Here is a 23,433-nt window from a genome sequence, read left to right on the forward strand (position 1 = left end):
CCCTTTTCGTCGGTTGCGTCTAACCCCAATGTAGGAGCAGTCGCGTAAATGCACAAATGCCCCAGTGGGCGTAACACGCTGACTGGGGGCGATCCTGACATCGGGTCAGGACCGGAAGTCTTTGCTTCCGGAGATTTGCATGTCGTTTATGCTGATGGTCGCGCTGAGTCAAGCGTGGGCGCTGCACGGGCACGCACGCCCTTGCACTTCTGTGCGAATATACGAAAGTGGGCGCACGAGTGTTCATCTGCGCACAGGGAGCGGCGGCATGCAAAACTGGGATGAGGTGCGGACTGCTTATCAAGTGGCCCGAATGGGCACAGTAAGTGGTGCGGCTGAAGTCCTCGGGGTCCACCATGCGACAGTTATTCGCCATATCGATGCATTGGAGAATCGGCTGGGCATTAAATTGTTCCAGCGCCATGCGCGCGGGTACACAGCGACGGAAGCGGGAGAGGACCTGTTGCGGGTGGCGCAGGCCACCGAAGACCAGTTCAGCCAGCTGGTCAGCCGGATCAAAGGGCACGGCACTGATGTCTCAGGGGATCTGGTTGTAACCTCTGTCGAGGCGATGACGCCACGAATTGCGCCACTGCTGGTGCTATTCCAGCAAGAGCACCCCGGTATTGTCGTGCGCTACCTGACCGGTGAGCGGTTGTTCCGGCTGGAGTATGGCGAGGCGCACGTGGCGATCCGCGCGGGAGCAGCGCCGGAGCAGCCCGATAATGTGGTCCAGCCGCTGACTGCTCAGGCCATCGGGCTTTATGCGTCCAAGGCTTATGTCGCAAAGCACGGTTTGCCCAAGACCACACAAGACTATGCCAGTCACCGTTTTGTCGGGCATGACGATCCGGACACGCGTGCCCCTTTCCACAAATGGTTGGCGACGACGGTGCCGCGACAGAACATTGTCTACCGAAGTGATGACGCGCATGCGCTTGTGCTGGCTATTCGCGCAGGGGCGGGGATCGGATTTCTTACGGAAGAGGACGCGGCCACGCATTCAGAGTTAGTCGAAATCGCCGCTCCGCGGGCCGAATGGGCAGCACGGCTTTGGCTTGTTACCCATGTGGATCTGCACCGGACAAGTAAGGTGCAGGCGCTGGTGAAATTCCTCAAAACCCGGATCAAGGACACAGTATAATGGCTCCGCAAACACAGGGGCATCTCGCGATGCTGCTTTTCTCGGCGCTTGTTGCTGGCTCGTTCTCTCTTGGTGGGATGGTTGCGAACGAGATCGCGCCGCTGGCGTTGAATGCTGTGCGCTTTGTGATTGCTGGCGTGGCGGTCGGAGCAGTCGCTTTGGCGACAACGGGCATCTCGCGCAGCGCCTTCGCAGCACCGTGGCGCTATTTCTTGCTGGGCGGGCTGTTTGCGATCTATTTTGTGCTGATGTTCGAAGGGTTGAAAACCTCGGCGCCGGTTAGTTCGGCAGCGGTGTTCACGCTGGCGCCTGCAATGTCTGGTGTGTTCGCGTGGTTCATGCTGCGCCAGCGCATCACACCTAGGATAGGGCTGGCGCTGTGCATTGGCGGTCTTGGCGCTGTATGGGTGATTTTCCGCGCCGACCTTGGTGCGCTATTGGCGTTTGATGTCGGACGCGGCGAGGTGATCTTTTTCTTCGGCTGTATCGCTCATGCCGTTTATACGCCGCTGGTGCGTCTGCTTAATCGCGGTGAGACGGCTGTTGTCTTCTCCTTCGGGACACTTGTTGCGGGGGCAATCTGGTTGGGGTTGGTCGGTGCGCGCGATATTCTTGCGACTGATTGGAGCGCCCTGCGCTCGATGGTCTGGGTCACTATCCTTTATGTATCGCTCGGGGCGAGCGCGATTACATTCGTGCTGGTCCAATTCGCAGCACTGCGTCTGCCTTCGGCCAAGGTGATGGCCTATACGTATCTGGTGCCAAGCTGGGTGATTGTTTGGGAAGCGGCGTTGGGCAACAGCCTACCGCCCACGCTGATCATCGCGGGGACGGGCCTGACCATTCTTGCCCTGTTGCTTTTGGTGCGGGATGATGACGCGCTGCCTATGAAGGTCTCTCGCAATTAAATTTCCCTAGCCACGGAACCAGATTGGTTTGGATCGCGTTTGGTGCATAACGAAGCGAAAGCCGCGCAATGAGCCGGAGCATTTTTACCTCGGTGACCTGGGTTATTGTGCAGCTCTCCTTCTGATGACCCGGTGCTCTGTGCGTCGGTACACCAACTTTTGAAAGGAAAACCCAATGCGTGGTATCATTTATCTTGTCGGTCTCGTCGTGATTGTTTTGGCGATTGTCCGTTTTGTAATGTAACAACTCGTTTTGGGTTTTTGCGAGTTCAAGAGAGCCTTCGGGCTCTCTTTTGCGTTTCAGGGGGTGTGATCGCCACCCTTGCCCAGCTCTTTCTCCAGAAAGCGCTCAAAAGCGTCTAGATGTACTGGTTCGAACTGGCCAAAACTTTGCATCCAGACAGAGGCTGCGCGCAGGGCGTCCGGTTCCAGCTTGCACCACTTAACCCGCCCGTGCTTTTCCTGACTTATCAGACCTGCGGTAGTAAGAACGGTCAGGTGCTTCGAAATTGCCGCCAAAGAGACCTGAAATGGCTCTGCCACATCGGTCACGGCCATATCATCTTCCAGCAGCATCGCGAGGATCGCGCGGCGGGTGGGATCGGCTAGGGCCGCAAATGTGGCATCGAGCGTTGGAGGCATGTGTTCAATGGCCATGTCGACGCCGCGTCGTCAAGCCCTCGTGCTTCAGCAGCAGGGGGGCGGTTTGTCAGTCACGACGGTGCGGATGCGGGAAAGATCAACCAGTGGGTTGAATAACGTTTTGGCGAAATTTGGGTGCAAATTGACGGGTTTTTCCTGCGATGCGGATACGTGTGGTTTCATTTATCGTTTTTATTCAGCGTCTTATGTGTCTCTCATGCGCCGTTGACTCAAACGCTGGCGCGCAGTACTTACTGCCCACGATATCCCAGCGGGGGCGCTACTTTGAACGACCAGGATCGCAAAGCGGAAATGGCCGCGATCGAGGCGCGGATTGCAGCGGCAAGGGGTGTGAAAGCGCCCCAGTCGCGGGTGGAAGAACATCACTCACAGGCGCAGATGGCCTGGCGGATGGTGATAGAGCTTGTGGCCGGTCTTGGGATCGGCTTCGGCATCGGATACGGGCTGGATCTGTTCTTTGGAACGCTGCCCATATTTATGGTGCTGTTTGTCATGTTGGGCCTCGCGGCCGGGGTAAAGACGATGCTCCGCTCCGCGCAGGAGATACAGGACAAGAAAGTGGCCGAAGAGGCCGGAGAAGAATAACGCCCCGTTCGGGGCAATTGTTAACCGCCTCACTGGGGGCGATGAGTGAAGGGGCCTAGAGATGGCAACAGAAGCACACGGCGCGGAAGGAGGCGGTCTGGTCTTTCACCCGATGGACCAATTTATCGTTTCCCCCTTGGGCGGCGATGGTCCCGTATATTGGTTTACATTCACCAACGCAGCGTTGTGGACCAGCTTCGCTGTTATCGCAGTGTTTTTGCTGCTCGTGGTCGCAACGTCCAAGCGCGCAGTTGTGCCGGGCCGGATGCAATCCGTGGCTGAACTGGCCTACGGCTTTGTTTACAAAATGGTCGAAGACATCTGCGGCAAAGAGGGGGTTAAATACTTCCCCTATATTATGACATTGTTTATGTTTATCGTTTGCGCCAACTTCTTGGGCCTGCTCCCGACAGCATTCACACCCACATCGCACTTCGCTGTAACAGTTGTGCTGGCAATGGCTGTGTTCCTGGTTGTGACTATTCTGGGCTTTGTCAAAAACGGCACCGCATTCCTGAGCTTGTTCTGGGTTGCTTCCGCACCGTTGGCCTTGCGCCCGGTTCTGGCGATCATCGAGCTTATCTCTTACTTCGTACGTCCCGTGAGCCACTCCATTCGTTTGGCTGGTAACGTCATGGCGGGCCACGCGGTCATCAAAGTTTTCGCGGGTTTCGCAGCACTGGTTGCTGTGTCGCCCATCGCGATCCTCGGGATCACGGCGATGTACGGTCTGGAGGTCCTCGTGTCCTTCATTCAGGCCTACGTTTTCACGATCCTGACATGCGTGTACCTCAAGGACGCGCTGCACCCACACCACTAACGACAGGCGGAACATTTCCGTCTCACTATCTACTCAACTTCCAATCGTAAGGAGAATTCACATGGAAGGCGAACTCGCACACATCGGCGCAGGTCTGGCAGCAATCGGTTCCGGCGCAGCCGCTATCGGTGTTGGTAACGTTGCTGGCAACTACCTGGCAGGCGCTCTGCGCAACCCATCCGCAGCTGCTTCGCAGACTGCAACACTCTTCATCGGCATCGCGTTCGCCGAAGCGCTGGGGATCTTCTCGTTCCTCGTAGCACTTCTGCTGATGTTCGCAGTTTAAGCGACTGACGGTTATTCCTTACGCATTGGGCGGTGTGGTACACTGCACCGCCCATTGGATTGAATGTTCTGACAGGAGGCCATGATGGCAACCGAAACCACACATAGCGATGGTCTGGCAGACGCCACGGGCGTTGCGGAACATTCCGGCGCAGGAAATGCGGGCATGCCGCAGCTGGATTTTTCCACTTGGGGCAACCAGATTTTCTGGCTCGTTCTTGCGTTGATCGCGATCTACCTGATCCTGTCGCGCGTGGCCCTGCCACGTATCGCGGCCGTTCTGGCCGAGCGTCAGGGCACCATTACTAACGATATTGCTGCCGCTGAGGACCTCAAGTCTAAAGCCGCAGATGCAGAAGCAGCCTATGACAAGGCGCTGCTGGATGCACGTGCAGAAGCACAGCGCATCATTGCAGAGGCCAAGGCAGACATGCAGGTCGATCTGGACAAAGCCATCGCCAAAGCGGACGAGCAGATTGCAGCGCAATCAGGCGAGTCTGAAAGAGCGATTGCAGAAATTCGTGCCGGTGCTGCGGAGAACGTGAAAACGGTCGCCAAAGACACTGTCAAAGAAATCGTTGCAGCCATGGGTGGCAAGGCAGATGCTAAAACCATCACCGCCGCTGTGACCTCACGGATGAAAGGATAACGTCATGCGTTTTACACTGACATCCGTACTGTCCCTTCTGGGCGCATCCCCTGCCTTTGCGGCTTCGGGTCCGTTCTTTTCACTGGGTAACACAGACTTTGTCGTTCTGTTGGCCTTCTTGCTGTTCATTGCGGTCCTGTTCTATTTCAATGTGCCGTCGCTGATCGGTGGTATGCTGGACAAACGTGCCGAAGGCATCCAGACTGAGCTTGAAGAAGCCCGAAAGCTGCGTGAAGACGCGCAGAGCCTGTTGGCCTCTTACGAGCGCAAGCAGAAAGAAGTGCAGGAGCAAGCCGATCGTATTGTTGCCACAGCCAAGCAGGAAGCTGTGGCTGCGGGCGAGGAAGCGCGCGCTGATCTCGCCAAATCAGTCGAACGTCGTTTGGCTGCTGCGGAAGAACAGATTGGGTCTGCTCAATCCGCCGCGATCAAGGAAGTCCGCGATCAAGCCATTCAAATTGCAATCGCCGCATCCCGCGACATCATTGGCAAGCAGATGACTGCAACGGATGGCAACAAGCTGATCGAAGATGGCATCGCACAGGTTGACGCCAAGCTTCACTAAGCTGCTCAAATCCTAATACAAAAGCCCCGCCATTTGGTGGGGCTATTTGCTTTTGTACCGATGCCCAGTGCTTCGGTACGATATGTCCTGCAGAACTGTCATGAGGTCTGGAGTGCCAGTTTTGCCGCTAACCGTCCAGTTCCTGATCTAGGCGTTGCCGCGCTACATCCTCATGGCGCGCGGCACGTTGCTGGTCCAGCAGCGCCCGCTCAACATAGGTGAGGTGCGCCTCAACAGCTTCGCGGGCGCCAGCAGCATCACGGGCAATCAATGCGTCATGAATGGCACGGTGCTGGTCCAGCAAGACAGCGCGCTTTGTCTGCTGTTTGAACATGATCTGCCGATTGTAGAACACACCACTGCGCAACAGTTCATACATCGACCGCATCATGTGCAGCATCACCACATTATGGCTCGCCTCAATGATGCTCATGTGGAACTGCGCGTCCAGCGCGGCCTCGTCCTCTGCGCTCTGGGTATCGTGGGCGGTCTCCATCTTGCGGAATACAGCAGTAACGACAGCCAGATCGGTATCGGACCCCAGTCGTGCAGCACGCTCTGCGGCTAGCCCCTCCATGTCGCGACGAAACGCGAGGTAGTCCATCGCGGCCTCATCATGGCGGGAGAACAGAGCCGCGAGGGCAGGGGAGAAGGCGGAGCCAAGCACATTCGCCACAAACACACCCGCGCCGGGCTTTGCCGTCAATAATCCTGCGTCCTGCAATTGCGCAATCGCATCGCGCAGGGAAGGACGGGAAACGCACAACCTTTCGGCAAGCTCCCGCTCCGGTGGTAAGCGTTTTCCCGGTTGCAGAATCCCACGCAGGATGAGCTCTTCCACTTGCCTCACGACGGCCGACGAGAGTTTTTCTGGGCTGACGGGGCGAAATGGCATGGGGTATCCTTCAATTGGTCAAATTATATGACCAGTGCTTGGGGTGGGCAAGCACGCAACGGAAGAATTGAGCTAGTTAAAAGAATTCATGCGCGTCTTTATCATTTGTTAAGGATGATGGTTGCAGGATTGAGGCATGAAGAACCTAGTATTTGCTCTTACACTTGTCGTCCCTTTGGTCGCCTGCAACACTGCCGGTCCGCATTTTCGCGGACTGCCAGCGACCACCATAACTGTGGATGGCTCAACATTTGACGTGCGGGTGCGTGGTGAACTTGCAGAAGCGATCCGCACGAACTCTGAATACGCCCCCCGCTTTGGGCCGATCCGCGAACGCGCAGGTCGCGCGATGGCGATGGTAAGCGGTTGTGAGGCGGAAGAAGTTCGCGGAGATCAGTCAAAAGCTACGGGCATTTTGAAATGCGGCAAAGGACCACGCAGGCGTTCTCGTCCGACGCCCGTTGATATCGATTGTGTTCCGTTACGCGGGACGGAAGTGAAGCAAATGGGTGGCAATTCGATCCTGATCGAGTGTGAACCGAGTCTCTAGCGCAATATCTTGTGGATAACTGGCGCAATGGTGCTGTAGATTGTGGCGGCCGGTTGACAGCTACCTGTCAAAACAGTCACGCTATTGCACGATCTGGAATCACCACTCAGGCGGTAAATGCGCTTTTCAAAACTCAGACTGACAGGCTTCAAAAGCTTTGTTGACCCCACCGATCTGACCATCGCGGATGGTCTGACCGGTGTTGTGGGGCCGAACGGCTGTGGGAAGTCGAACCTGTTGGAAGCGCTGCGGTGGGTCATGGGAGAAAACCGGCCGACAGCCATGCGTGGCGGCGGTATGGAAGACGTGATCTTTGCGGGTGCAGCCACGCGTCCTGCGCGAAACTTTGCTGAAGTTTCTTTACAAATAGACAACACTGAACGGCTGGCCCCGCCGGGTTTCAACGACGCTGACACGTTGGAGATCGTCCGGCGGATTACCCGTGATGTGGGCAGCGCCTACAAGGCCGCCGGCAAGGATGTTCGCGCGCGTGATGTGCAGATGCTCTTCGCCGATGCCTCGACAGGCTCTCATTCTCCGGCACTTGTGCGGCAGGGCCAGATCAGTGAGTTGATTAACGCGAAGCCAAAGAATCGCCGCCGTATTCTGGAAGAAGCTGCTGGGATTTCGGGGCTCTATGCGCGGCGCCATGAGGCGGAGCTGAAGCTCAACGGCGCAGAGGTCAATCTAGTGCGTGTCGACGATGTAGTTGAACAATTAGCAACACAATTGGCTCAGCTTGCCCGTCAGGCGCGGCAGGCGGCGCGCTACCGCGAGATCGGTGACCAGTTGCGCCAGACCGAAGGCACCCTTTTGTATCGCCGCTGGCGTGAAGCTGATGATGCGCGCGCGCGTGCTGAAGAGGAATTGCGCGCTCGGCTCACTTCGGCCGCGCAGGCTGAAGGGCTGGTGCGCAGCACAGCGGCGGCGCGACAGGAAGCGGAAGATGCCTTGCCAGCGCTGCGCGAAGAGGATGCGATTGCAGCTGCCGTGGTGCAGCGGCTAATCGTACAGCGCGACACGCTCAGCGACCAAGAAAGCCGGGCGACTGCGATGATTGAGACCTTGCAGGGGCGGATTGCACAGCTTGCCCTCGACATTGATCGCGAAAGTGGACTGAACCGCGACGCAGGCGAAACGATTGAGCGTCTCGAATGGGAAGCACGCGAGCTTGCAAAGGCTGGCGAAGGGCACGGCGATGCTTTGGAAGCTGCAGCGGAAATGGCGCGGGAAGCGGCGTCGGTTTTGCAGGAACGTGAAGGCGATCTAAGCCAACAGACAGAAGATGTGGCGCGGCTTGCTGCGCGGTACGGTTCGGCGGAACGTCTGCTGGAGGACAGCCGAAAGACGCAGGCCAAATCAGAAGCTGAAGCCGTGCGTGCCCGCGAGGCAGTTGCAGCAAGTGAAGCGGCGCTTGCAAAAGCAGCAGCAGATTTTGAGGCTGCATCGGTGCAAGAGGCTGCCGCAGTCGCCGCGGCCGAGGCCGCTGAAGAAGCGCTGATCAACGCAGAGGAAATGCGGGCAGAGACACAGGCACGCGAAGCGGATGCGCGTGCCGAACGCTCTGAAGCCGAGGGCGAGATGAACGCGCTTCGGGCAGAGACAACCGCGTTGGCCAAGCTGGTGCAGCGTGACACAGCTGAGGGTGGCCAGATCCTCGACCTCTTGCAAGTTGAACACGGTTTTGAAAAGGCGCTGGGGGCGGCGCTGGCAGATGATCTGCGCGCGCCTGAAGTTGATGCGGACGGCCCGTCAGGCTGGTCCACGCTGCCCTCCTACGCGCAGGTTCAACCACTGCCGAACGGAGTCACTCCGCTTACAAATCACGTGTCCTGCCCCGATGTGCTGGGGCGCCGGATGGGGCAGATCGGGCTTGTGGATGCTGACGACGGGCCAAGACTTCAGGCAGATTTGGAGCCAGGCCAGCGGCTTGTTTCGCTTGAGGGTGATTTGTGGCGTTGGGATGGGTTCCGTGCTTGGGCCGAGGATGCGCCCTCGGTTGCGGCACTGCGGTTGCAGCAGCTGAACCGTTTGGAAGTGCTAAAGCAGTCGTTGGAGCAAGCCAGCCAACGTGCCGAAGGGGCGCGTGCAGCACATGAAAGCCTGACCTCGCATCTGGCTGCCCAGACGGAAGCAGATAAAATGGCCCGCGAAGCAAGGCGCAATGGGGACCGCATGGTGGCCGACGCAGGCCGCGCGCTGAGCCGCGTTGAGGCGGATCGTAATCTGGCGGAAGGCCGTCTTGAGAGCCTCGGCCTTGCTGTGGCACGCCATGAAGAAGAAGCAATGGCAGCGCGCGCCCGCGTGGTGGAGGCAGAGCGCGCGCTGGTTGATCTGGGTGATCTGGGTGAAGCGCGCGGCGCGGTTGAAGACCTGCGCATGACGGTTGAAGCAGCGCGGATCACGATGATGTCGCGCCGGTCGAACCATGATGAATTGCGCCGCGAAGGTGATGCGCGCCTGAAACGTGCGCAAGAAGTTACCAAGGAGTTGAGCGGCTGGCGGCACCGCTTGGAGACAGCCGAAAAGCGCAGTGCAGAGTTGGTAGACCGCAAGCAAACCTCCGAAGCAGAGCTGAAAGAGGCGAGCGCTGAGCCGTTAGAGATTGCGGCCAAGCGTGACGAGTTGAACAGCGGTATTGAGACGGCCGAAGCACGCCGTGCCGAAGCGATGGATAAGCTCTCCACCGCGGAGGGTATCTTGCGTGATACAACGTTGGCCGAGCGCGAAGCAGAGCGTGCGGCGTCCGAGGCGCGGGAGGCCCGTGCGCGGTCCGAGGCACGCAGCGATGCGGCCAAGGAGACCGTGGCCGCCGCAGCAGAACGTATCGCCGAAGACCAGCAGTTGACGCCGAACCAGTTGCTGACCCAGTTGGATGTGAACCCTGACGAGATGCCCGCAGCGGATGTATTGGAAGCCGATGTGAACCGGCTGAAACGTCAGCGGGATGCGCTGGGAGCGGTGAACCTGCGCGCCGAGGAAGACGCCAAAGAGGTGCAGGAAGACCATGACCATTTGGTCACGGAAAAAGCTGATCTGGAAGAAGCGATCAAGACGCTACGCTCTGGCATCGCGAGCCTGAACAAAGAAGGTCGTGAGCGTTTGCTGACCGCTTTCGAGCAGGTAAATACGAACTTCGCGTTGCTGTTCACCCATTTGTTTGGCGGTGGTGAAGCCAATCTGGTGATGGTTGAATCCGATGATCCGCTGGAAGCTGGCCTCGAAATTATGTGCCAACCACCGGGCAAAAAGCTGAGCACGCTCAGCCTTCTGTCGGGGGGCGAGCAAACGTTGACAGCGATGGCGCTGATCTTTGCCGTGTTCCTAGCCAACCCCGCCCCGATTTGTGTGTTGGACGAGGTGGACGCGCCGCTGGATGATGCTAACGTGACGCGCTTTTGTGACCTGCTGGACGAGATGTGCCGCCAGACTGACACACGTTTCCTGATTATCACGCACCATGCGGTGACGATGGCACGGATGGACCGTCTGTTCGGAGTAACGATGGCAGAGCAGGGCGTGAGCCAGCTTGTCTCGGTCGATCTGAAGAAGGCCGAGACGCTGGTGGCGTAAGCGCAATCAGCTGCGTGGTTTTACCTTTTCAATTTGGCCGCCTGCCTTTTCCCAGCCGCCGAAGCCTTCGGTGATGTGCGCCGCGTCAAATCCCATATCCTGAAGCGTGGCGACCGAGATAGCCGAGCGCCAGCCGGATGCGCAATGGAACAAGAATTTTTTGTCCTGTGCAAAGACGTCCTTGAAATAGGGGCTGTCGGGATCAACCCAGAATTCCAACATGCCGCGGGGGCAGTGGAAGCTGCCGGGGATGAATCCGGTGCGCTCACGCTCCCGTGGATCGCGCAGATCAACGATTTGTACGGTGGGATCATCCACCAGTGCGATAGCATCGGCAGCGCCAATTTCTTCGATCCGGCCGCGTGCGTTGGCGACCATTTGGGCGGCGGTGATCTTAAGGGGCATGGGGTCTCCTATTCTAAATTTTTGACAAGAGTGCGGGCGTGGGCCACGCATCTGCGGGAAGGCCAAGGCGTTGCTGTTCGGCCTGCACAGCCTGACGTGTCTTGGAACCAAGGATACCGTCAATATCCCCTACATCATAGCCGCGTGCCTGAAGTCTGATTTGCAGTTGCTTCATCTGCTCGCCGCTCAGACCTGCTTCGGGGGTGCCCGCGTCGTAAACCTGCGCGCCTCCTAGGCGGGTGGCGAAATAGGCTGCGGTAAGAACGTAGGTAAAGCTTTGGTTCCACTCAAAATAAACGCGAAAGTTCGGGTAGACAAGGAACGCTGGTCCACGCCGACCTTGCGGCAGGATCAGTGAGGCGGGCAGACTGCTTTCCAACGCGCTGTCACGTGCTGTGATACCTAGAGCGGCCCACCGCGCGCCAGACTTTTCAATCTCCAGCCCGCTGAGCGACCAATCAAAGGTATCAGGTACGCTTACTTCGTCGATCCAGGGCTCACCTGCGCGCCACCCGAGAGAGGAGAGCATTTTGCCCCCTGACATCAGCGCGTCAGGGGCAGATGTTTTGAGGGAAACGTGACCGTCACCATCACCGTCAGTACCGTTATCAAGAATATCGCGGGGCAGCATTTGGACCATGCCAATCTCTCCGGCCCAAGCGCCTTTTGTGGTGGTTGGATCGAAATCACCACGGGCGAACAGTTCCATCGCGGCGAAGATTTGCGGGCGGAAAAGTTCGGGGCGGCGGCAATCGTGGGCGAGAGTCACCAGTGCATTGGCGGTGTTAAAGTCGCCCTGAATCGCGCCGTAGTCAGTCTCGAACGCCCAAAAGGCCAGCAGGATATTTCGATCCACGCCGAACTCGGCTTCGATCCGGTCAAAAACGTTACCATAGCGCTGCGCATTGCCACGACCGCGGTTGATCCGGTCATCCGAAATCAGACGGCGAGAAAAATCGACAAAGGGACGTTGGAAGACACCCTGTGCGCCATCGGCACGCAACACAGCGGGATTTTTGCGCACAGTGCGCAAGAAACGCGCTGCGGTGTCCGCGTCTATGCCGTGGTTTTGGGCCTCGACGTTAAGGTCATCGAGGAAATTGCTGAACGATCCACCACAGGGGACGTCTGCCAGAGCAGATAGAGGCGAAAGGGTCAGGAGAGCCGCGAAAAAATGGGACCGCATGAAATACCTATAGAAAATTATCCGAAAAGGGCAAAAATAAGTACCAGGCCCAGCATCAAGCCCCACGCCTGCCAAAGTCTGTGCAAGGCCGCATCAATCGCTTCAGGACCAATTATACGCGCGCCCGCGCCGCCGACCCAAGGAAACTCCTGCATCTTGCCATCATAGGCGCGTGGACCTGCCAGCGCTACACCTATAGCGCGTGCCATCGCGGCCTCGGGCCAGCCTGCATTCGGGGAACGGTGCTGCGCGGCATCGCGGGCTATGGCGCGCCACGCGCCCGCGACACCGGCAGGCAGTGCGATCAAGGCGCACGTGAGCCGCGCGGGGAGCCAGTTCATCACATCGTCCATGCGCGCTGCGGCCTTGCCGAAGTATTCGTAGCGGGGGGTGCGGTAGCCGATCATGCTGTCCGCTGTGTTAACGACCTTGTAGACCATCAAACCCGGCAGGCCGCCTACAAGGAACCAGAAAGCGGGGGCGATGACGCCATCGGAGAGGTTCTCGGCGGCGCTTTCAATGGCGGAGCGTGCAACGGCAGAGCGGTCCATCGCGCCAGTATCCCGGCTGACAATCATCGCAACTGCGCGCCGTCCATCACCAAGGGACACGCGCAATCCATCGGCAACCTCGCGTACATGTTGAACTAATGATCGTTGTGCGAGCAGAATCGCGGTGACTAGAATTTGGACAACACCGCCAAGCTGGCTTAGCCCCCAGCCCAGTAGGTAAGCACCGGACATTAGGAGCACCAAGGTCAAAGCACCGGCCTTGAACCCGCCGTGTGCGGGATTGAAGCGATTGTCCAACAGGGAAACGGCGCGGCCCATCAGGACGGCAGGATGCGGAAGCCGATCCCAAAGCCATTTCGGCTCACCCATGATCGCATCAAGCAGCAGGGCGAAAAAGAGGATTGCAGCAGTGCTCATGTAAGCGCCGCCGCAAGCCGGTCCCATTGATCCGGTGCCGGAAGGCCAAGACGCAGCCAGCGCGGGTTATACGGGAAGACACGGCTCCAGATATGGTGGCGGGCAAGACGTTCTTGCCAAACGGAGGCATCTTCAGTCTCATAGAGACGAAACAGAGAGGTGCCGCCCAAGACCCCGACACCGGTTTCTTGCATCATGGTATCAAGGCGCGCTGCGTCATTTCCTAATCTTTGGCGTGTCTGATCTGCCCAATGAGGGTCGCGCAAAGCCCGCGCTCCTATTTCAAGAGCGGGACCTGTCACAGGCCACGGTCCCAGCATCTGCTCTAGCTGTGCGATCAGGGCAGGGTCGCCGATCGCAAAACCTAGACGCAGACCCGCCAGCCCCCAGAATTTACCAAAGCTCTTGAGAACAATCGTGCCATCGGTTGCGGCTTGCGCAATCAGCGTGTCGCGCGGAGCGACGTCGCAGAAACTTTCATCGATTACGCGTAAGTGGGCCTGCAGTGCATTCAAGTCAAACAGTCGCCCGTCAGGGTTGTTGGGATGCACGATGACCTGTGCATCTGCATGACGTAGATCAGCTGTTTCGGTCCAACCAGCCGCGGCAAAAGCTGCAGCGTGTTCGTTGTAGGTGGGCGTTACGATGTGAACGCGCCCCTTATCGCGCAGGCGCGGGATCAGGGCGATGGGGGCCGACGCGCCCGGCGTGGCGAGGATATCTGCGCCGTCAGGCACTTGCCAAAATTGGCGTGCGGTGGCGATCAACGCGCTATACGCCGCCCTATCGGGGAGGGCCTTCCACGCATCCTGCGACACCTCGCCCACGGGATAGCATACAGGATTGATACCTGTAGACAGATCAATCCAGTCCTTACGCACCCCTCCAAACTTGGTTGCTGCCGCATCTAATCCGCCGCCGTGATCTCGCTGTACTTTTTGCAATCGGTCTACCCGCTGTTTGGCCGTTCGGCTGATTTCTGCCAGTTCCACAGTTTGACAAACCGGACTTTTGTGTAACATTCAATAGCGTGTTAATTTTCTGAATATTTTTGAGATTTTTTCCCAGATACGACCAATTTTATGCATGCTATCGACGGCCGAGGAGGCCTTTCGAATGACTGTTAATACAATGAATCCCACGCGTGTACTTATCGTAGAAAGCGTGCCCGAGCTTGCAATCCTTTGGCAGCGGCACTTGGTTCGCCAAGGCATGGATGTCGCGTGCGCGAATGGCCAAACTGAAGCGATTGATTATTTGTCAGAGCATGAGACTGATATTATCATTCAAGATTTGGTAATTGACGAAGGCTCTGCCCTGGCGATTTCGGACTACGCAAATTACCGTCAGCCCGCAGCGCGGATCATCTTTGTGACCAACACCAGCTTTTTCTCAGACGGGTCGATTTTTGCGCATTCCGCCAATGCGCGCGCTTTTGTGCAAAGCAGCACACCGCCAGAAGATCTGGCAGCGATGGTAGCGCATTACGGGGCTGAGCTGCGCGCGGGCTAACCTCTGCCGTGTGGCGTGTTCCAGTCGATGACTGGATTGATCGGGATGATCCGGTTCGGGTTTATGGTCTCATGGCTGTAGTGGTAGTGCCGCACGATATGGTCAAAATGCACGGTTTCGGCGACACCTTCCCATTGAAACAGTTCGCGGGTGTAAGCCCATAGGTTCGGATAGTCGACGATCCGGCTACGATTGCATTTGAAGTGCTGGTGATAGACGCAATCGAAACGGACAAGGGTGGTAAACAGCCGCCAGTCCGCCTCGGTGATCCGGTCGCCGGTTAGGTAACGGTTGTTGGACAGAATCGCTTCCAACCAGTCGAGGGTATCAAACAACGGATGCACAGCAGCATCATAGGCCTGCTGAGTTGTGGCAAAGCCTGATTTATACACGCCATTGTTGAGAGTGTCGTAAACACGGGCGTTGATTTCCTCGATCTGCGGGTGCAGCGCAGTTGGCCAGTAGTCATCGGTGTTGCTGGTGAGTCCGTCAAAGGCGCTGTTCATCATCCGGATGATCTCGGACGATTCGTTTGAGACGATAGTGTCTCTGGCTTTGTCCCAGAGGATTGGGACCGTGACCCGCCCCGTGAAATCTGGCACTGCGCGGGTATAGATGTCACGTGCAAAGGGTAGGCCGAACTGCTGGTCGCCGGTTGCTCCGTCAAAATCTGTCTCGAAAGTCCATCCGTCCCCCAACATGTCCGGGTGGACGGCAGAGACTTCAATGAACGGTGCTAGCTGTTTAAGAGTGCGAAAGATAAGGGCCCGGTGCGCCCATGGGCACGCATGGCTGACGTAAAGGTGATAGCGGTCCGGCTCGGCCTTAAAGCCTGATTCACCACTGGGGCCTGCGCTGCCGTCCGCGGTAATCCAGTTGCGGAAGTTTGCCTCTTGCCGTTTAAACGCGCCGCCGTTGTCTTTTGTGTCATACCAGCTGTCATGCCATTGGCCGTCGATCAACAATCCCACGCTCTTCTCCTCTTTTCATGCTTAACACGAATGTAATGTTGATCCGCTAGAAAGCGTAGAGACGACATCGCGCATAGAACGTGCGAAAATACACATGCCGACATAAAAACCAATTTTCTGTTGCTGTGTGAAACTTATGGAATACCTTCAAGTAGGAACAGTCGGAGAGAATCATGGACGTATTTTTACCCAAAGGCTTTGAGCCGGGCTTGAATCGGGCCAGCTTTAGCCAACCTCGCCGACAGGCGCAGTTGAGTGTTGATGCGGGCGGCGTTCATTATCCCGTTTTGCGGCGTTGGGCTGCGGGGTTTGCTGTTTCAGCTGGCGAGGTGCCCGCTCTGGACGGCGTGGTTGATCTCTATGAGGGGACAGAGCATTTGGGCCAATGTCTGATCAAAGGCCGTGAAACGGTCGGAGAAGAACGTATTTTTACAGTTAAGCGTGCCGCGAAATTGGACTACGCAGCCGCAGCAGAGATTGACGGTGCTGTATTGGCAGCGCGCTTTTCTGAATCGTGACATTTACATACGGATGCGAATGGCGCCCACATCGGGGCGCCATTCCAATTTTACTGAAGGTCTTTAAAAGCTTCAGCTAAGCGGTCACAAGCTTCCTGCACCCGTGCGCGAGGTGTGGCGATGTTAAAGCGCAGGTATGTTTCTCCGCCGCTGCCAAAGGTGGGGCCGTGATTGGCTGCGATGCCTGCGCCTTGTTCGACCCGCTTGGTGAACTCTTCGCGGCTCATGCCGGTGTCTTCGAAATCAACCCACGCAAGATAGGTCGCTTCGAGAGGCATTGATTTCAGACCTGGGATGGCATTCACAGCGTCGTCAAACAGACGACGGTTACCGTCCAGATAGGCGATCAGATCATCCACCCATGCGGCACCTTCGGGGCAATAGGCCGCCGTGGCCATGAACAGGCCAAAGCTGTTGGGCGACATCCCTAGCGCCATCATGCGCGCACCAAAGCGCGCGCGCAGGTCTGGATCGGCAATAATCACGTTGCCCGAATGGCTTCCGGCGATGTTGAAGGTCTTGGTGGTCGCAGTCATCATCACCAGCCGGTCTGCGATGCCGTCAATCAAGGTCATCGGCGTATGGGTGTGTCCGGGCATCACCAGATCGTGGTGAATCTCGTCCGAGACCAGCACCAGATCATGCCGCTTGGCGAAATCGGCGACTTGCTGAAGCTCTTCGCGGGACCACACGCATCCGCCTGGGTTATGGGGCGAGCAGAGGATCACCATCTTCTCGGTGCCAGTCATCTGCGCGTCATAGGCATCAAAGTCCATGTGATAGCGGCCATTCTCAGGCACCATTTGGCATTCGACCACCTTGCGACCCGAGGCGTTAATCACCTTGGCAAAGGCGTGATAGACGGGGGTGAAAAGCACTACACCGTCGCCCGGCGCCGTGAATGCGTCTACGCACATGGCTGTTCCGTTCACCAGACCGTGCGTGGTGAAGATATGCGCGGGGTCCAGATCCCAGCCGTGACGTTCGTTCATCCACCACTGAATTGCGGCACGGTATTTGCTGTCGTCTCCGAAGTAGCCATAGACGCCGTGATCTACCATCACTTGCACAGCGTTCTGGACAACTGGCGCTGTCGCGAAATCCATGTCTGCCACCCACATGGAAATGCCCGTATCAGCAGGCACGCCATAGATCTGCTCCATGCCGTCCCATTTCACACAATGTGTGCCGCGGCGTTCAATCGGGGTGTCAAAGCTCATCATATTTCTCCAGAAAGATTTGCGCAGAACCGTAACGCGGAACGACTTATGTGCAAGCCCTGCTTGCGGGATCAGGGGGCATGCCCTACATCACCTTCCATGAAACGCCCAATCCTATACCACCCCGACCCGCGCCTGAAGAAATCCTGTGCCCCCGTTGATGATCTGACTGATGATCTGCGGACACTGGCAGATGATATGCTGGCGACGATGTATGACGCTCCCGGTGTGGGGCTTGCCGCGCCGCAGGTGGGGGCGCTGACGCGTCTGATCGTTCTTGATTGCGTCAAGGAAGAAGGTGAAAAGCAACGCCCGTTGATCATGTTCAACCCGCAGCTTCTTGGTGTGTCGGACGCGCTGAACACTTATGAAGAAGGTTGTCTAAGCATCCCTGAACAGTTCGCAGATGTGACGCGACCGGCCGAGGTCGAAGTGTCGTGGATTGACCGCGACGGGAAAGAGCATCGCGAAGGTATGGACGGGTTGTGGGCCACTTGTGTGCAGCACGAGATTGACCACCTTGATGGCAAGCTTTTCATCGATCATCTCAAGCCGCTCAAGCGGCAAATGATTACCCGCAAAATGATCAAGTTCAAGCGTGAGCTGGCCCGCGGATGAGCGTGCTGCCGATCCTGAAATGGCCCGATCCGCGGCTTATGGATATTTGCGCTCCGATTGAGGCGATTACCCCAGAGATCGAAGCGCTGGCAGCGGACATGTTGGAGACTATGTATGCCGCCCCGGGCCGTGGCCTCGCCGGGCCACAGGTGGGCGCGATGCAGCGTATCTTTGTGATGGATGTGAGTTGGAAAGAGGGAAAGCCGGATCCGCTGGTGTGCCTCAACCCGATGCTACAGGAAGTCAGCGAAGATTGCGCGACCAACAGTGAAGGTTGCCTCAGCATCCCCGGCATTAGCGCCGACGTTTCGCGCTCTGCGCAGGTGCAGATGGTTTGGACCGGGCTGAACGGTGCGCGCTATGTCCAAAGTTTTACAGGTTTCGCCGCCGTCTGCGTCCAGCATGAGCTGGACCATTTGGACGGTGTCGTCACCTTTGATCATCTCGACGCGCAAACCCGCGCGGCATTGGAAGCGGAGTATACTGCATGACCGTCCGCACGATATTACAATGGCCCGACAAGCGCCTGCGCAGTTCTTGCGAAGACGTCACAGAAGTGACCGATGAAGTGCGGGCGATCTGGCAGGACATGATCGACACGATGGACGCGATGCCGGGCGTCGGCCTTGGTGCCCCACAGATTGGCGTGATGCTGCGGCTTGCGGTCGTGGATACTTCGGAGGCGCGGGATAAACGTATCCGGCTTGCCAATCCCGAAGTGGTAGACGCGTCTGCCATCATGAACGTCCATGAAGAGGCCTCCCCTTGTCTGCCCGGTGTATCAGCCAAAGTAAGCCGCCCGCGCGGGGTGCGTGTGCGGTATCTTGACGAAACTGGCGCAAGTGTTGAGCGTGACTTTGTCGGGTTGGATGCGACCAGTGTGCAGCACCAAGTCGACCATCTCGTCGGCAAGCTCTATTTTGCTCGTCTGAGCAAGGTCAAGCGCGACATTCTCTTGCGCCGCGCGCGCAAAATGAAGGGCTAAGCCGATGCGGATTGTCTTCATGGGGACGCCCGAGTTTTCGGTGCCGGTGCTGGATGCCTTAGTCGAGGCCGGACACGAAATCGCAGCTGTATATTCCCAACCACCCCGCCCCGCAGGACGTGGGAAAAAGGATCGTCCCGGTCCGGTCCATGCGCGCGCAGAGGCTTTGGGGTTTGATGTGCGCACGCCGGTGTCTCTAAAAACGGCAGAATCCCAAGACGACTTCGCCGCGCTTGATGCAGAAGTGGCCGTTGTGGTGGCCTACGGGTTGATCCTACCACAGGCAATTCTGGACGCACCTGCGCACGGCTGCCTGAACATCCACGCGAGCCTGCTGCCGCGTTGGCGCGGTGCCGCTCCGATCCACCGTGCGATCATGGCGGGCGACGCGCAAACAGGTGTCTGCATCATGCAAATGGAAGCGGGACTGGACACGGGCCCCGTCCTGCTGCGCGAGGCGTTGGACATTGGTGCGCAGGAAACCACTGCGCAGTTGCACGACCGGTTGAGCACGATTGGCGCGCGCCTGATTGTCGAGGCGCTGAGCCAGTTAGATGCATTGACCCCACAGGTGCAGCCTGATGAGGGCGTGACCTATGCCTCGAAAATAGACAAGGCCGAGGCCCGAATTGATTGGAGCCTGCCTGCTGCGCAGGTCGACAGAATGATCCGTGGTCTCTCGCCTTTTCCCGGCGCGTGGTTTGAACACGACGGTGTCCGGATCAAAGTGCTTGGATCGAATTGCGTCGAAGGGGCCGGGGAAGCTGGCGTGGTCCTGTCCGACACGTTGCACGTGGCCTGCGGAGAAGGTGCTGTTGCGCTGACACGCTTGCAAAGGGCAGGTAAAGGCGCGCAGGATGTCGATGTGTTCCAACGCGGCGCCCAGATCGCTGTTGGTACGGATTTGAGCAAAGGATAGCCCTATGTTTCCCACCATGATCGGAACTGTCGTGATTGCGGGGATCATCGGCTATCTCGCAGAAAAGACCGAATTCACACATAACGGCATATTGGCCAGCATCATTATTTGCGTAGGCGGAGCGTTCTTGTTCTACTTCATACGATTGATGTTCGGTTTCGGGTTCTCATCACCGGGGGTGAACGCAATCGTGTCATCCATCGGTGCACTTATTATCGTGCCCTTTCACTGGCGGAAATAAGTGTTCTAGGGCGAGCCCCGAATAACATTTTATCAAAGAAATTGAGCTGGTTCAGTTTTTGGGAGGCGCGCTTTTGTAGACTGGCAGGTGCCAGCCGAAAAAGATTGAACCTGCGCGCAGCACCCACGTCACAGCAGTACCGATGATAAGGCCGTAGGGCACGTCGGGCAGGTAGGTTTTTAGCAAAACGCTTGTTGCGGCACCTGCAAAGGCGGCGGTCACGTAAAGCTCACCTTGTTTAAGCACGACTGGAACGTCACCCACCACAACGTCGCGCATCAGGCCGCCCATACAGCTTGTCACGATGCCCATCAGCACGACGATGACTGGGTCTTGGTCTAAGCTCATGGCGACACCTGCGCCAGCAGCAACGGCAACGGCTAGCGCAAAGCTATCGAGCCAGATGATCGTGCGCAGGCGGCTTTCCAGCAGGTGGGCGGTAAAGAAGGTGATCAGCGCTGCGATTGCAGCGGCCCCGAGGTAGGACGGGTCAGCAATCCAGAAAATCGGATTTCGGTCCAGCAGCAGGTCACGAATTGTGCCGCCGCCAACCGCCGTGAGACACGCAATAAAGGCGAATCCCACCAGATCAAGCTGAGCGCGGCTCGCCACAAGTGCGCCGGTCAGTGCGAAAACGATGACCGAGGCGTAATCAAGAAAACTAATCAGGGTCATTTGGATTTGAAGGGTGCCATACCGGCGCGGGCAAGCGCATCTGCGCGTTCGTTCTCGGTGTGGCCTGCGTGGCCTTTGACCCATTCCCATGTGACGCGGTGGCGGGCGTTCGCGGCATCAAGCCGCTGCCAGAGCTCAGCGTTCTTTACTGGCTTCTTGGCGGCATTCTTCCAGCCGTTATTTTTCCAGCCAAAGATCCAGCCGGTGATCCCGTTTTTGACATAGTTGCTATCTGTAACAATTGTGATCTCGGTATCCCGCGCCAGTGCTTCGAGAGCGTGGATCGCAGCCAGAAGTTCCATGCGGTTGTTGGTGGTGTTAGGCTCACCGCCCTTGAGCTCTCGTTCTTTGACGACAGTTTTCCCGTCGACTGCCTGCATCAATGCTCCCCAGCCACCGGGGCCGGGATTGCCCGAACAGGCACCGTCTGTGTATGCGTATAATTTAGCCATATGCGGCGAGTGCTATCCAATCCGCATGGGTGCCGTCCAGCCCCATATCACACCCTATGTGTTTTTTGATTACGGTGAAGCCAGCATCGGACAGCAAACCGCGCAGTTCGGCCTCTGTAACGTAGGTGTATTGGCGGCCGATCGCGTCGCGCTCTGTCTCAGAGCCAAGCTTCATCGCGATGTGAAAGCGGCCATTTGCCTTTATTGTGGTGTGCAACGCCGTCAGGATTACAGGCAAAGCATCACGGTCTGCATGGAGGAGGCTGAAGTTGGCCCAGACGCCGTCGTATAAATCCGTGCCGTCAATCTGTTCGAAGGTTTTGACCTCTGCGTGAACAAGGGAATGCTGGCTGGCGAGTGCTATCATCTCGGGGACAGCATCTGTGGCGTGCACCTTCAGTCCTGCGCGGGCCATGACGGCCGCCGCCGCGCCGGGGCCGCAGTCAAGGTCGAGGGCGCGGCCGCCCTTGGGTAAAGAGGTGATAAAGTCCGCCAGCAGGGGGTCCTTGGCCAACACTGTATCAGTGAGGGAGGCATAATGCGCGGACTGTTCAGCATAGACCGATAGGGTTTCAGGATCGCTCATTGGTACGCTCCGATGGAGAGGCAGGTCACTACGATGACCGTCAATACAATGCGCAAGCGCATCCACCACCGTGGGGTCAAACCGTTCCGGTAGAAGAAATAGTCAAGTACGAGAAGGCCGATAAAACCGATGGCGAGGTAGAAGAGCGTATCGGCAACCGCACCCCCGCGCATGAAGAAGGCCCAGAGCGCAGGCAAAACCGAGAGGATATAGCCGACGGTGGCCTTCGTTCCTTCAGCTTTGGTTGCAAACCCCCAGAGCACGCCGGACATGAACGACAGGATGATGGTGCCGTAAAGCAATAGCGCCTCAAGGCTGTCCACCTTGGTGAGCAGTGGATTGCTGTGTGCTAACGTTGAAGCGAATGCCGCCGCGATAAACGGAAGCAAGCCGGCAAGGCCAAGTACCAGCGGGGCGCGTGGAATGCCGAACATCAGGCGCGCTCGAATGCGAGGCGACCGGCAAGTGCGGCGAAGATGCCAGCAAAGGAGCGGTTCAGCCACGCCATCACCTGCGCGGAACCAAGCAATTGGCGGCGCGCGCCAGCTGCGAATATGCCGTAAAGCGCGAAGACACCAAAGGTCATTGCCATAAACACGGCGCCCATCGCAGTCATCTCGGTCGTGGCACTGGCAGTGTTGCCGGACAAGAATGGGGGCAGCAGGGCGAGAAAGAAGATCGACAGCTTCGGGTTGAGGATGTTGATTAAGGCACCGCGCCGCGCGATTTGCCAGCCGCTTTGACGTGTTTTGGTCTCCTGCACGCTCAGCGCGCCGTCGTCTTTCAGGGTTTGCCAGGCGAGATAGAGTAGATAGGCGACGCCAGCCCACTTTACCGCCGCAAACAAAAGCGCGGAGGTGTGCAGAACCGCTGCCAGTCCAAGCGTCGCGGCGGCCAAGTGTGGGAGGACCCCGATGGTGCACCCAAGTGCTGCCCAAAGTGCTGCGCGTCGACCTTGGCCAAGACCCAGAGCGAGAGTGTAGATCACGCCTGTACCGGGAGCCATGACAACAACGAGGGCGGTAATCAGGAAGTGGAGGGTGATCATCGGACGTACCTTTGCTGTGGTGCGAAGCCACGATGCCGCAAGACACCATTGGTGTCCATGCCGTCTATCTGGCGGGCAAGATATCCGGACCTGTTCGAAAAAATGAGACGTTGTTCGTGAAGATGCTGTCAGGGCGCAGCAGGATCAGCCGCCCTTCCGGGTCATCAATCCGCGCAATGTTGTCCATGAACCACGGGTTCCAGCTTTCCTTGGGACCTAGGTATCGCGTCAAAAGACGCTCGAACAGCGCTTGGTCCATTGCGGCGACTGTGGCGCGACCACGCAGTCCGAGGTGCAGCAGGCGGCCGCTGGTTGTGTCGAAATCCGTTATCTCGACGCTGACGCGGGGATCTGCGCTGACCCGCTTCGTGCTTGCGTTGTCGGCGCTGCCTAACATGCACAACATGCCTGCTTCCCAGTGATACCAAACCGGTGCTGTGCGCGGGCTGCCATCCGCAGCTGATGTACCAAGTATGGCCATCAAAGGCCGTTCGAGAATGATCTCTGGTTCGAAGGGTGTAGGCACTATCC

Annotated in this window: 30 protein-coding genes; 16 read left to right on the plus strand and 14 right to left on the minus strand. The window is 57.8% G+C overall.

The annotated features are described in order from the left end of the window. Window positions 1–268: 268 nt before the first annotated feature. Both V7730_RS05685 and V7730_RS05690 read left to right on the plus strand, forming a co-directional pair. Window positions 269–1,144: a LysR family transcriptional regulator gene (locus V7730_RS05685; RefSeq protein ID WP_335746626.1), complete on the plus strand. Its 876-nt coding sequence runs from the start codon at window positions 269–271 to the stop codon at window positions 1,142–1,144. Then, window positions 1,144–2,052, plus strand: a complete 909-nt coding sequence (locus tag V7730_RS05690; protein WP_335746627.1) for a DMT family transporter — start codon at window positions 1,144–1,146, stop codon at window positions 2,050–2,052. The genes V7730_RS05685 and V7730_RS05690 overlap by 1 nt, the downstream gene beginning before the upstream one ends. Before the next feature lie 300 nt (window positions 2,053–2,352). Here V7730_RS05690 and V7730_RS05695 read toward each other — a convergent pair whose 3' ends face one another. Continuing rightward, window positions 2,353–2,694 carry an ArsR/SmtB family transcription factor gene (locus tag V7730_RS05695; protein WP_335746697.1) on the minus strand — a complete coding sequence of 114 codons (342 nt, stop codon included), beginning with the start codon at window positions 2,692–2,694 and terminating at the stop codon, window positions 2,353–2,355. 312 nt (window positions 2,695–3,006) lie between these two features. Here V7730_RS05695 and V7730_RS05700 point away from each other — a divergent pair, with 312 nt between their 5' ends. The 5 genes from V7730_RS05700 (at window position 3,007) to V7730_RS05720 (ending at window position 5,619) form a co-directional block, all read left to right on the plus strand. Then, window positions 3,007–3,300, plus strand: a complete 294-nt coding sequence (locus tag V7730_RS05700; protein ID WP_443070190.1) for an AtpZ/AtpI family protein — start codon at window positions 3,007–3,009, stop codon at window positions 3,298–3,300. 61 nt (window positions 3,301–3,361) lie between these two features. Further along, entirely contained in the window at window positions 3,362–4,120 is a 759-nt protein-coding gene (locus V7730_RS05705) for a F0F1 ATP synthase subunit A (protein WP_335746629.1), read from the plus strand. A 61-nt stretch (window positions 4,121–4,181) separates the two neighbouring features. Further along, complete coding sequence (locus tag V7730_RS05710; RefSeq protein ID WP_025046967.1) at window positions 4,182–4,406, plus strand: F0F1 ATP synthase subunit C; 225 nt, start codon at window positions 4,182–4,184, stop codon at window positions 4,404–4,406. A gap of 84 nt (window positions 4,407–4,490) precedes the next feature. After that, window positions 4,491–5,054, plus strand: coding sequence for a F0F1 ATP synthase subunit B' (locus tag V7730_RS05715; protein ID WP_335746630.1), 564 nt, complete (start codon window positions 4,491–4,493; stop codon window positions 5,052–5,054). 4 nt (window positions 5,055–5,058) lie between these two features. Then, window positions 5,059–5,619, plus strand: coding sequence for a F0F1 ATP synthase subunit B (locus V7730_RS05720; RefSeq protein ID WP_335746631.1), 561 nt, complete (start codon window positions 5,059–5,061; stop codon window positions 5,617–5,619). 127 nt (window positions 5,620–5,746) lie between these two features. On the opposite strand, the gene V7730_RS05725 is transcribed toward V7730_RS05720, so the two are convergent. Next, a complete protein-coding gene (locus tag V7730_RS05725) occupies window positions 5,747–6,514 on the minus strand; it encodes an FCD domain-containing protein (RefSeq protein ID WP_335746632.1) in 768 nt (255 codons plus the stop codon). 136 nt (window positions 6,515–6,650) lie between these two features. Between V7730_RS05725 and V7730_RS05730 the strand changes: the two genes are divergently transcribed. Beyond that, window positions 6,651–7,064, plus strand: coding sequence for a hypothetical protein (locus V7730_RS05730; protein ID WP_335746633.1), 414 nt, complete (start codon window positions 6,651–6,653; stop codon window positions 7,062–7,064). Window positions 7,065–7,181: 117 nt separating this feature from the next. Then, a complete protein-coding gene (smc, locus tag V7730_RS05735; protein ID WP_335746634.1) occupies window positions 7,182–10,637 on the plus strand; it encodes a chromosome segregation protein SMC in 3,456 nt (1,151 codons plus the stop codon). Between the two features lie 6 nt (window positions 10,638–10,643). Here the strand turns inward: smc and V7730_RS05740 are convergent, their stop codons facing one another. From V7730_RS05740 to cobD, 4 genes are read right to left on the minus strand one after another with little or no spacing between them, the layout of a single operon-like run. After that, window positions 10,644–11,042: a rhodanese-like domain-containing protein gene (locus V7730_RS05740; protein ID WP_335746635.1), complete on the minus strand. Its 399-nt coding sequence runs from the start codon at window positions 11,040–11,042 to the stop codon at window positions 10,644–10,646. 13 nt (window positions 11,043–11,055) lie between these two features. Continuing rightward, window positions 11,056–12,228 carry a lytic murein transglycosylase gene (locus V7730_RS05745; protein WP_335746636.1) on the minus strand — a complete coding sequence of 391 codons (1,173 nt, stop codon included), beginning with the start codon at window positions 12,226–12,228 and terminating at the stop codon, window positions 11,056–11,058. A gap of 17 nt (window positions 12,229–12,245) precedes the next feature. Further along, window positions 12,246–13,157, minus strand: a complete 912-nt coding sequence (gene cbiB / locus V7730_RS05750; protein ID WP_335746637.1) for an adenosylcobinamide-phosphate synthase CbiB — start codon at window positions 13,155–13,157, stop codon at window positions 12,246–12,248. After that, a complete protein-coding gene (cobD, locus tag V7730_RS05755; RefSeq protein WP_335746698.1) occupies window positions 13,154–14,143 on the minus strand; it encodes a threonine-phosphate decarboxylase CobD in 990 nt (329 codons plus the stop codon). Before cobD ends, cbiB begins: the two co-directional genes overlap by 4 nt. A 130-nt stretch (window positions 14,144–14,273) precedes the next feature. Between cobD and V7730_RS05760 the strand changes: the two genes are divergently transcribed. Further along, window positions 14,274–14,669 carry a response regulator gene (locus V7730_RS05760; protein WP_335746638.1) on the plus strand — a complete coding sequence of 132 codons (396 nt, stop codon included), beginning with the start codon at window positions 14,274–14,276 and terminating at the stop codon, window positions 14,667–14,669. On the opposite strand, the gene V7730_RS05765 is transcribed toward V7730_RS05760, so the two are convergent. Continuing rightward, complete coding sequence (locus V7730_RS05765; RefSeq protein WP_335746639.1) at window positions 14,666–15,640, minus strand: glutathione S-transferase family protein; 975 nt, start codon at window positions 15,638–15,640, stop codon at window positions 14,666–14,668. The two genes, V7730_RS05760 and V7730_RS05765, sit on opposite strands and share 4 nt — an antisense overlap. Before the next feature lie 173 nt (window positions 15,641–15,813). Between V7730_RS05765 and V7730_RS05770 the strand changes: the two genes are divergently transcribed. Continuing rightward, window positions 15,814–16,158, plus strand: coding sequence for a hypothetical protein (locus tag V7730_RS05770; RefSeq protein WP_335746640.1), 345 nt, complete (start codon window positions 15,814–15,816; stop codon window positions 16,156–16,158). A 50-nt stretch (window positions 16,159–16,208) separates the two neighbouring features. Here V7730_RS05770 and V7730_RS05775 read toward each other — a convergent pair whose 3' ends face one another. Then, window positions 16,209–17,378 carry a MalY/PatB family protein gene (locus tag V7730_RS05775; protein WP_335746641.1) on the minus strand — a complete coding sequence of 390 codons (1,170 nt, stop codon included), beginning with the start codon at window positions 17,376–17,378 and terminating at the stop codon, window positions 16,209–16,211. 99 nt (window positions 17,379–17,477) lie between these two features. Here V7730_RS05775 and def (V7730_RS05780) point away from each other — a divergent pair, with 99 nt between their 5' ends. The 5 genes from def (V7730_RS05780) to V7730_RS05800 are packed head-to-tail and all read left to right on the plus strand — an operon-like array spanning window position 17,478 to window position 20,141. Then, entirely contained in the window at window positions 17,478–17,996 is a 519-nt protein-coding gene (def, locus tag V7730_RS05780) for a peptide deformylase (RefSeq protein ID WP_335746642.1), read from the plus strand. Continuing rightward, complete coding sequence (gene def / locus V7730_RS05785; RefSeq protein ID WP_335746643.1) at window positions 17,993–18,487, plus strand: peptide deformylase; 495 nt, start codon at window positions 17,993–17,995, stop codon at window positions 18,485–18,487. Before def (V7730_RS05780) ends, def (V7730_RS05785) begins: the two co-directional genes overlap by 4 nt. Then, window positions 18,484–18,981, plus strand: coding sequence for a peptide deformylase (def, locus tag V7730_RS05790; protein ID WP_335746644.1), 498 nt, complete (start codon window positions 18,484–18,486; stop codon window positions 18,979–18,981). The genes def (V7730_RS05785) and def (V7730_RS05790) overlap by 4 nt, the downstream gene beginning before the upstream one ends. A gap of 4 nt (window positions 18,982–18,985) precedes the next feature. Continuing rightward, the gene (fmt, locus tag V7730_RS05795; protein WP_335746645.1) at window positions 18,986–19,900 is read left to right on the plus strand and encodes a methionyl-tRNA formyltransferase; all 915 of its coding nucleotides are present in this window, start codon (window positions 18,986–18,988) and stop codon (window positions 19,898–19,900) included. Between the two features lie 4 nt (window positions 19,901–19,904). Beyond that, entirely contained in the window at window positions 19,905–20,141 is a 237-nt protein-coding gene (locus tag V7730_RS05800) for a hypothetical protein (RefSeq protein ID WP_335746646.1), read from the plus strand. A 51-nt stretch (window positions 20,142–20,192) separates the two neighbouring features. Here the strand turns inward: V7730_RS05800 and V7730_RS05805 are convergent, their stop codons facing one another. The 6 genes from V7730_RS05805 to V7730_RS05830 all read right to left on the minus strand — a co-directional run bounded on the left by V7730_RS05805 (window position 20,193) and on the right by V7730_RS05830 (window position 23,428). Continuing rightward, a complete protein-coding gene (locus V7730_RS05805; protein ID WP_335746647.1) occupies window positions 20,193–20,816 on the minus strand; it encodes a trimeric intracellular cation channel family protein in 624 nt (207 codons plus the stop codon). Beyond that, entirely contained in the window at window positions 20,813–21,268 is a 456-nt protein-coding gene (gene rnhA, locus V7730_RS05810) for a ribonuclease HI (RefSeq protein ID WP_335746648.1), read from the minus strand. The genes V7730_RS05805 and rnhA overlap by 4 nt, the downstream gene beginning before the upstream one ends. After that, window positions 21,261–21,854 carry a class I SAM-dependent methyltransferase gene (locus V7730_RS05815; protein WP_335746649.1) on the minus strand — a complete coding sequence of 198 codons (594 nt, stop codon included), beginning with the start codon at window positions 21,852–21,854 and terminating at the stop codon, window positions 21,261–21,263. Before V7730_RS05815 ends, rnhA begins: the two co-directional genes overlap by 8 nt. Then, complete coding sequence (locus V7730_RS05820; RefSeq protein ID WP_335746650.1) at window positions 21,851–22,288, minus strand: DUF3429 domain-containing protein; 438 nt, start codon at window positions 22,286–22,288, stop codon at window positions 21,851–21,853. The genes V7730_RS05815 and V7730_RS05820 overlap by 4 nt, the downstream gene beginning before the upstream one ends. Further along, complete coding sequence (locus V7730_RS05825) at window positions 22,288–22,902, minus strand: LysE family translocator (protein WP_335746651.1); 615 nt, start codon at window positions 22,900–22,902, stop codon at window positions 22,288–22,290. The genes V7730_RS05820 and V7730_RS05825 overlap by 1 nt, the downstream gene beginning before the upstream one ends. 64 nt (window positions 22,903–22,966) lie before the next feature. Then, on the minus strand, window positions 22,967–23,428 hold the full coding sequence (locus tag V7730_RS05830) for a pyridoxamine 5'-phosphate oxidase family protein (protein WP_335746652.1): 462 nt from the start codon (window positions 23,426–23,428) through the stop codon (window positions 22,967–22,969). Between the last annotated feature and the right edge of the window lie 5 nt (window positions 23,429–23,433).

It is taken from the genome of Sulfitobacter sp. (assembly GCF_036961165.1).
Taxonomy (GTDB): Bacteria; Pseudomonadota; Alphaproteobacteria; order Rhodobacterales; family Rhodobacteraceae; genus Sulfitobacter.

Bases quoted from the DNA above. Each gene is read 5' to 3' on its own strand.
- V7730_RS05685 (WP_335746626.1), top strand. From the start codon at position 269: ATGCAAAACTGGGATGAGGTGCGGACTGCTTATCAAGTGGCCCGAATG.
- V7730_RS05690 (WP_335746627.1), top strand. From the start codon at position 1,144: ATGGCTCCGCAAACACAGGGGCATCTCGCGATGCTGCTTTTCTCGGCG.
- V7730_RS05695 (WP_335746697.1), bottom strand. From the start codon at position 2,694: ATGCCTCCAACGCTCGATGCCACATTTGCGGCCCTAGCCGATCCCACC.
- V7730_RS05700 (WP_443070190.1), top strand. From the start codon at position 3,007: ATGGCCGCGATCGAGGCGCGGATTGCAGCGGCAAGGGGTGTGAAAGCG.
- V7730_RS05705 (WP_335746629.1), top strand. From the start codon at position 3,362: ATGGCAACAGAAGCACACGGCGCGGAAGGAGGCGGTCTGGTCTTTCAC.
- V7730_RS05710 (WP_025046967.1), top strand. From the start codon at position 4,182: ATGGAAGGCGAACTCGCACACATCGGCGCAGGTCTGGCAGCAATCGGT.
- V7730_RS05715 (WP_335746630.1), top strand. From the start codon at position 4,491: ATGGCAACCGAAACCACACATAGCGATGGTCTGGCAGACGCCACGGGC.
- V7730_RS05720 (WP_335746631.1), top strand. From the start codon at position 5,059: ATGCGTTTTACACTGACATCCGTACTGTCCCTTCTGGGCGCATCCCCT.
- V7730_RS05725 (WP_335746632.1), bottom strand. From the start codon at position 6,514: ATGCCATTTCGCCCCGTCAGCCCAGAAAAACTCTCGTCGGCCGTCGTG.
- V7730_RS05730 (WP_335746633.1), top strand. From the start codon at position 6,651: ATGAAGAACCTAGTATTTGCTCTTACACTTGTCGTCCCTTTGGTCGCC.
- smc (WP_335746634.1), top strand. From the start codon at position 7,182: ATGCGCTTTTCAAAACTCAGACTGACAGGCTTCAAAAGCTTTGTTGAC.
- V7730_RS05740 (WP_335746635.1), bottom strand. From the start codon at position 11,042: ATGCCCCTTAAGATCACCGCCGCCCAAATGGTCGCCAACGCACGCGGC.
- V7730_RS05745 (WP_335746636.1), bottom strand. From the start codon at position 12,228: ATGCGGTCCCATTTTTTCGCGGCTCTCCTGACCCTTTCGCCTCTATCT.
- cbiB (WP_335746637.1), bottom strand. From the start codon at position 13,157: ATGAGCACTGCTGCAATCCTCTTTTTCGCCCTGCTGCTTGATGCGATC.
- V7730_RS05760 (WP_335746638.1), top strand. From the start codon at position 14,274: ATGACTGTTAATACAATGAATCCCACGCGTGTACTTATCGTAGAAAGC.
- V7730_RS05770 (WP_335746640.1), top strand. From the start codon at position 15,814: ATGGACGTATTTTTACCCAAAGGCTTTGAGCCGGGCTTGAATCGGGCC.
- V7730_RS05775 (WP_335746641.1), bottom strand. From the start codon at position 17,378: ATGAGCTTTGACACCCCGATTGAACGCCGCGGCACACATTGTGTGAAA.
- def (WP_335746642.1), top strand. From the start codon at position 17,478: ATGAAACGCCCAATCCTATACCACCCCGACCCGCGCCTGAAGAAATCC.
- def (WP_335746643.1), top strand. From the start codon at position 17,993: ATGAGCGTGCTGCCGATCCTGAAATGGCCCGATCCGCGGCTTATGGAT.
- def (WP_335746644.1), top strand. From the start codon at position 18,484: ATGACCGTCCGCACGATATTACAATGGCCCGACAAGCGCCTGCGCAGT.
- fmt (WP_335746645.1), top strand. From the start codon at position 18,986: ATGCGGATTGTCTTCATGGGGACGCCCGAGTTTTCGGTGCCGGTGCTG.
- V7730_RS05800 (WP_335746646.1), top strand. From the start codon at position 19,905: ATGTTTCCCACCATGATCGGAACTGTCGTGATTGCGGGGATCATCGGC.
- V7730_RS05805 (WP_335746647.1), bottom strand. From the start codon at position 20,816: ATGACCCTGATTAGTTTTCTTGATTACGCCTCGGTCATCGTTTTCGCA.
- rnhA (WP_335746648.1), bottom strand. From the start codon at position 21,268: ATGGCTAAATTATACGCATACACAGACGGTGCCTGTTCGGGCAATCCC.
- V7730_RS05815 (WP_335746649.1), bottom strand. From the start codon at position 21,854: ATGAGCGATCCTGAAACCCTATCGGTCTATGCTGAACAGTCCGCGCAT.
- V7730_RS05820 (WP_335746650.1), bottom strand. From the start codon at position 22,288: ATGTTCGGCATTCCACGCGCCCCGCTGGTACTTGGCCTTGCCGGCTTG.
- V7730_RS05825 (WP_335746651.1), bottom strand. From the start codon at position 22,902: ATGATCACCCTCCACTTCCTGATTACCGCCCTCGTTGTTGTCATGGCT.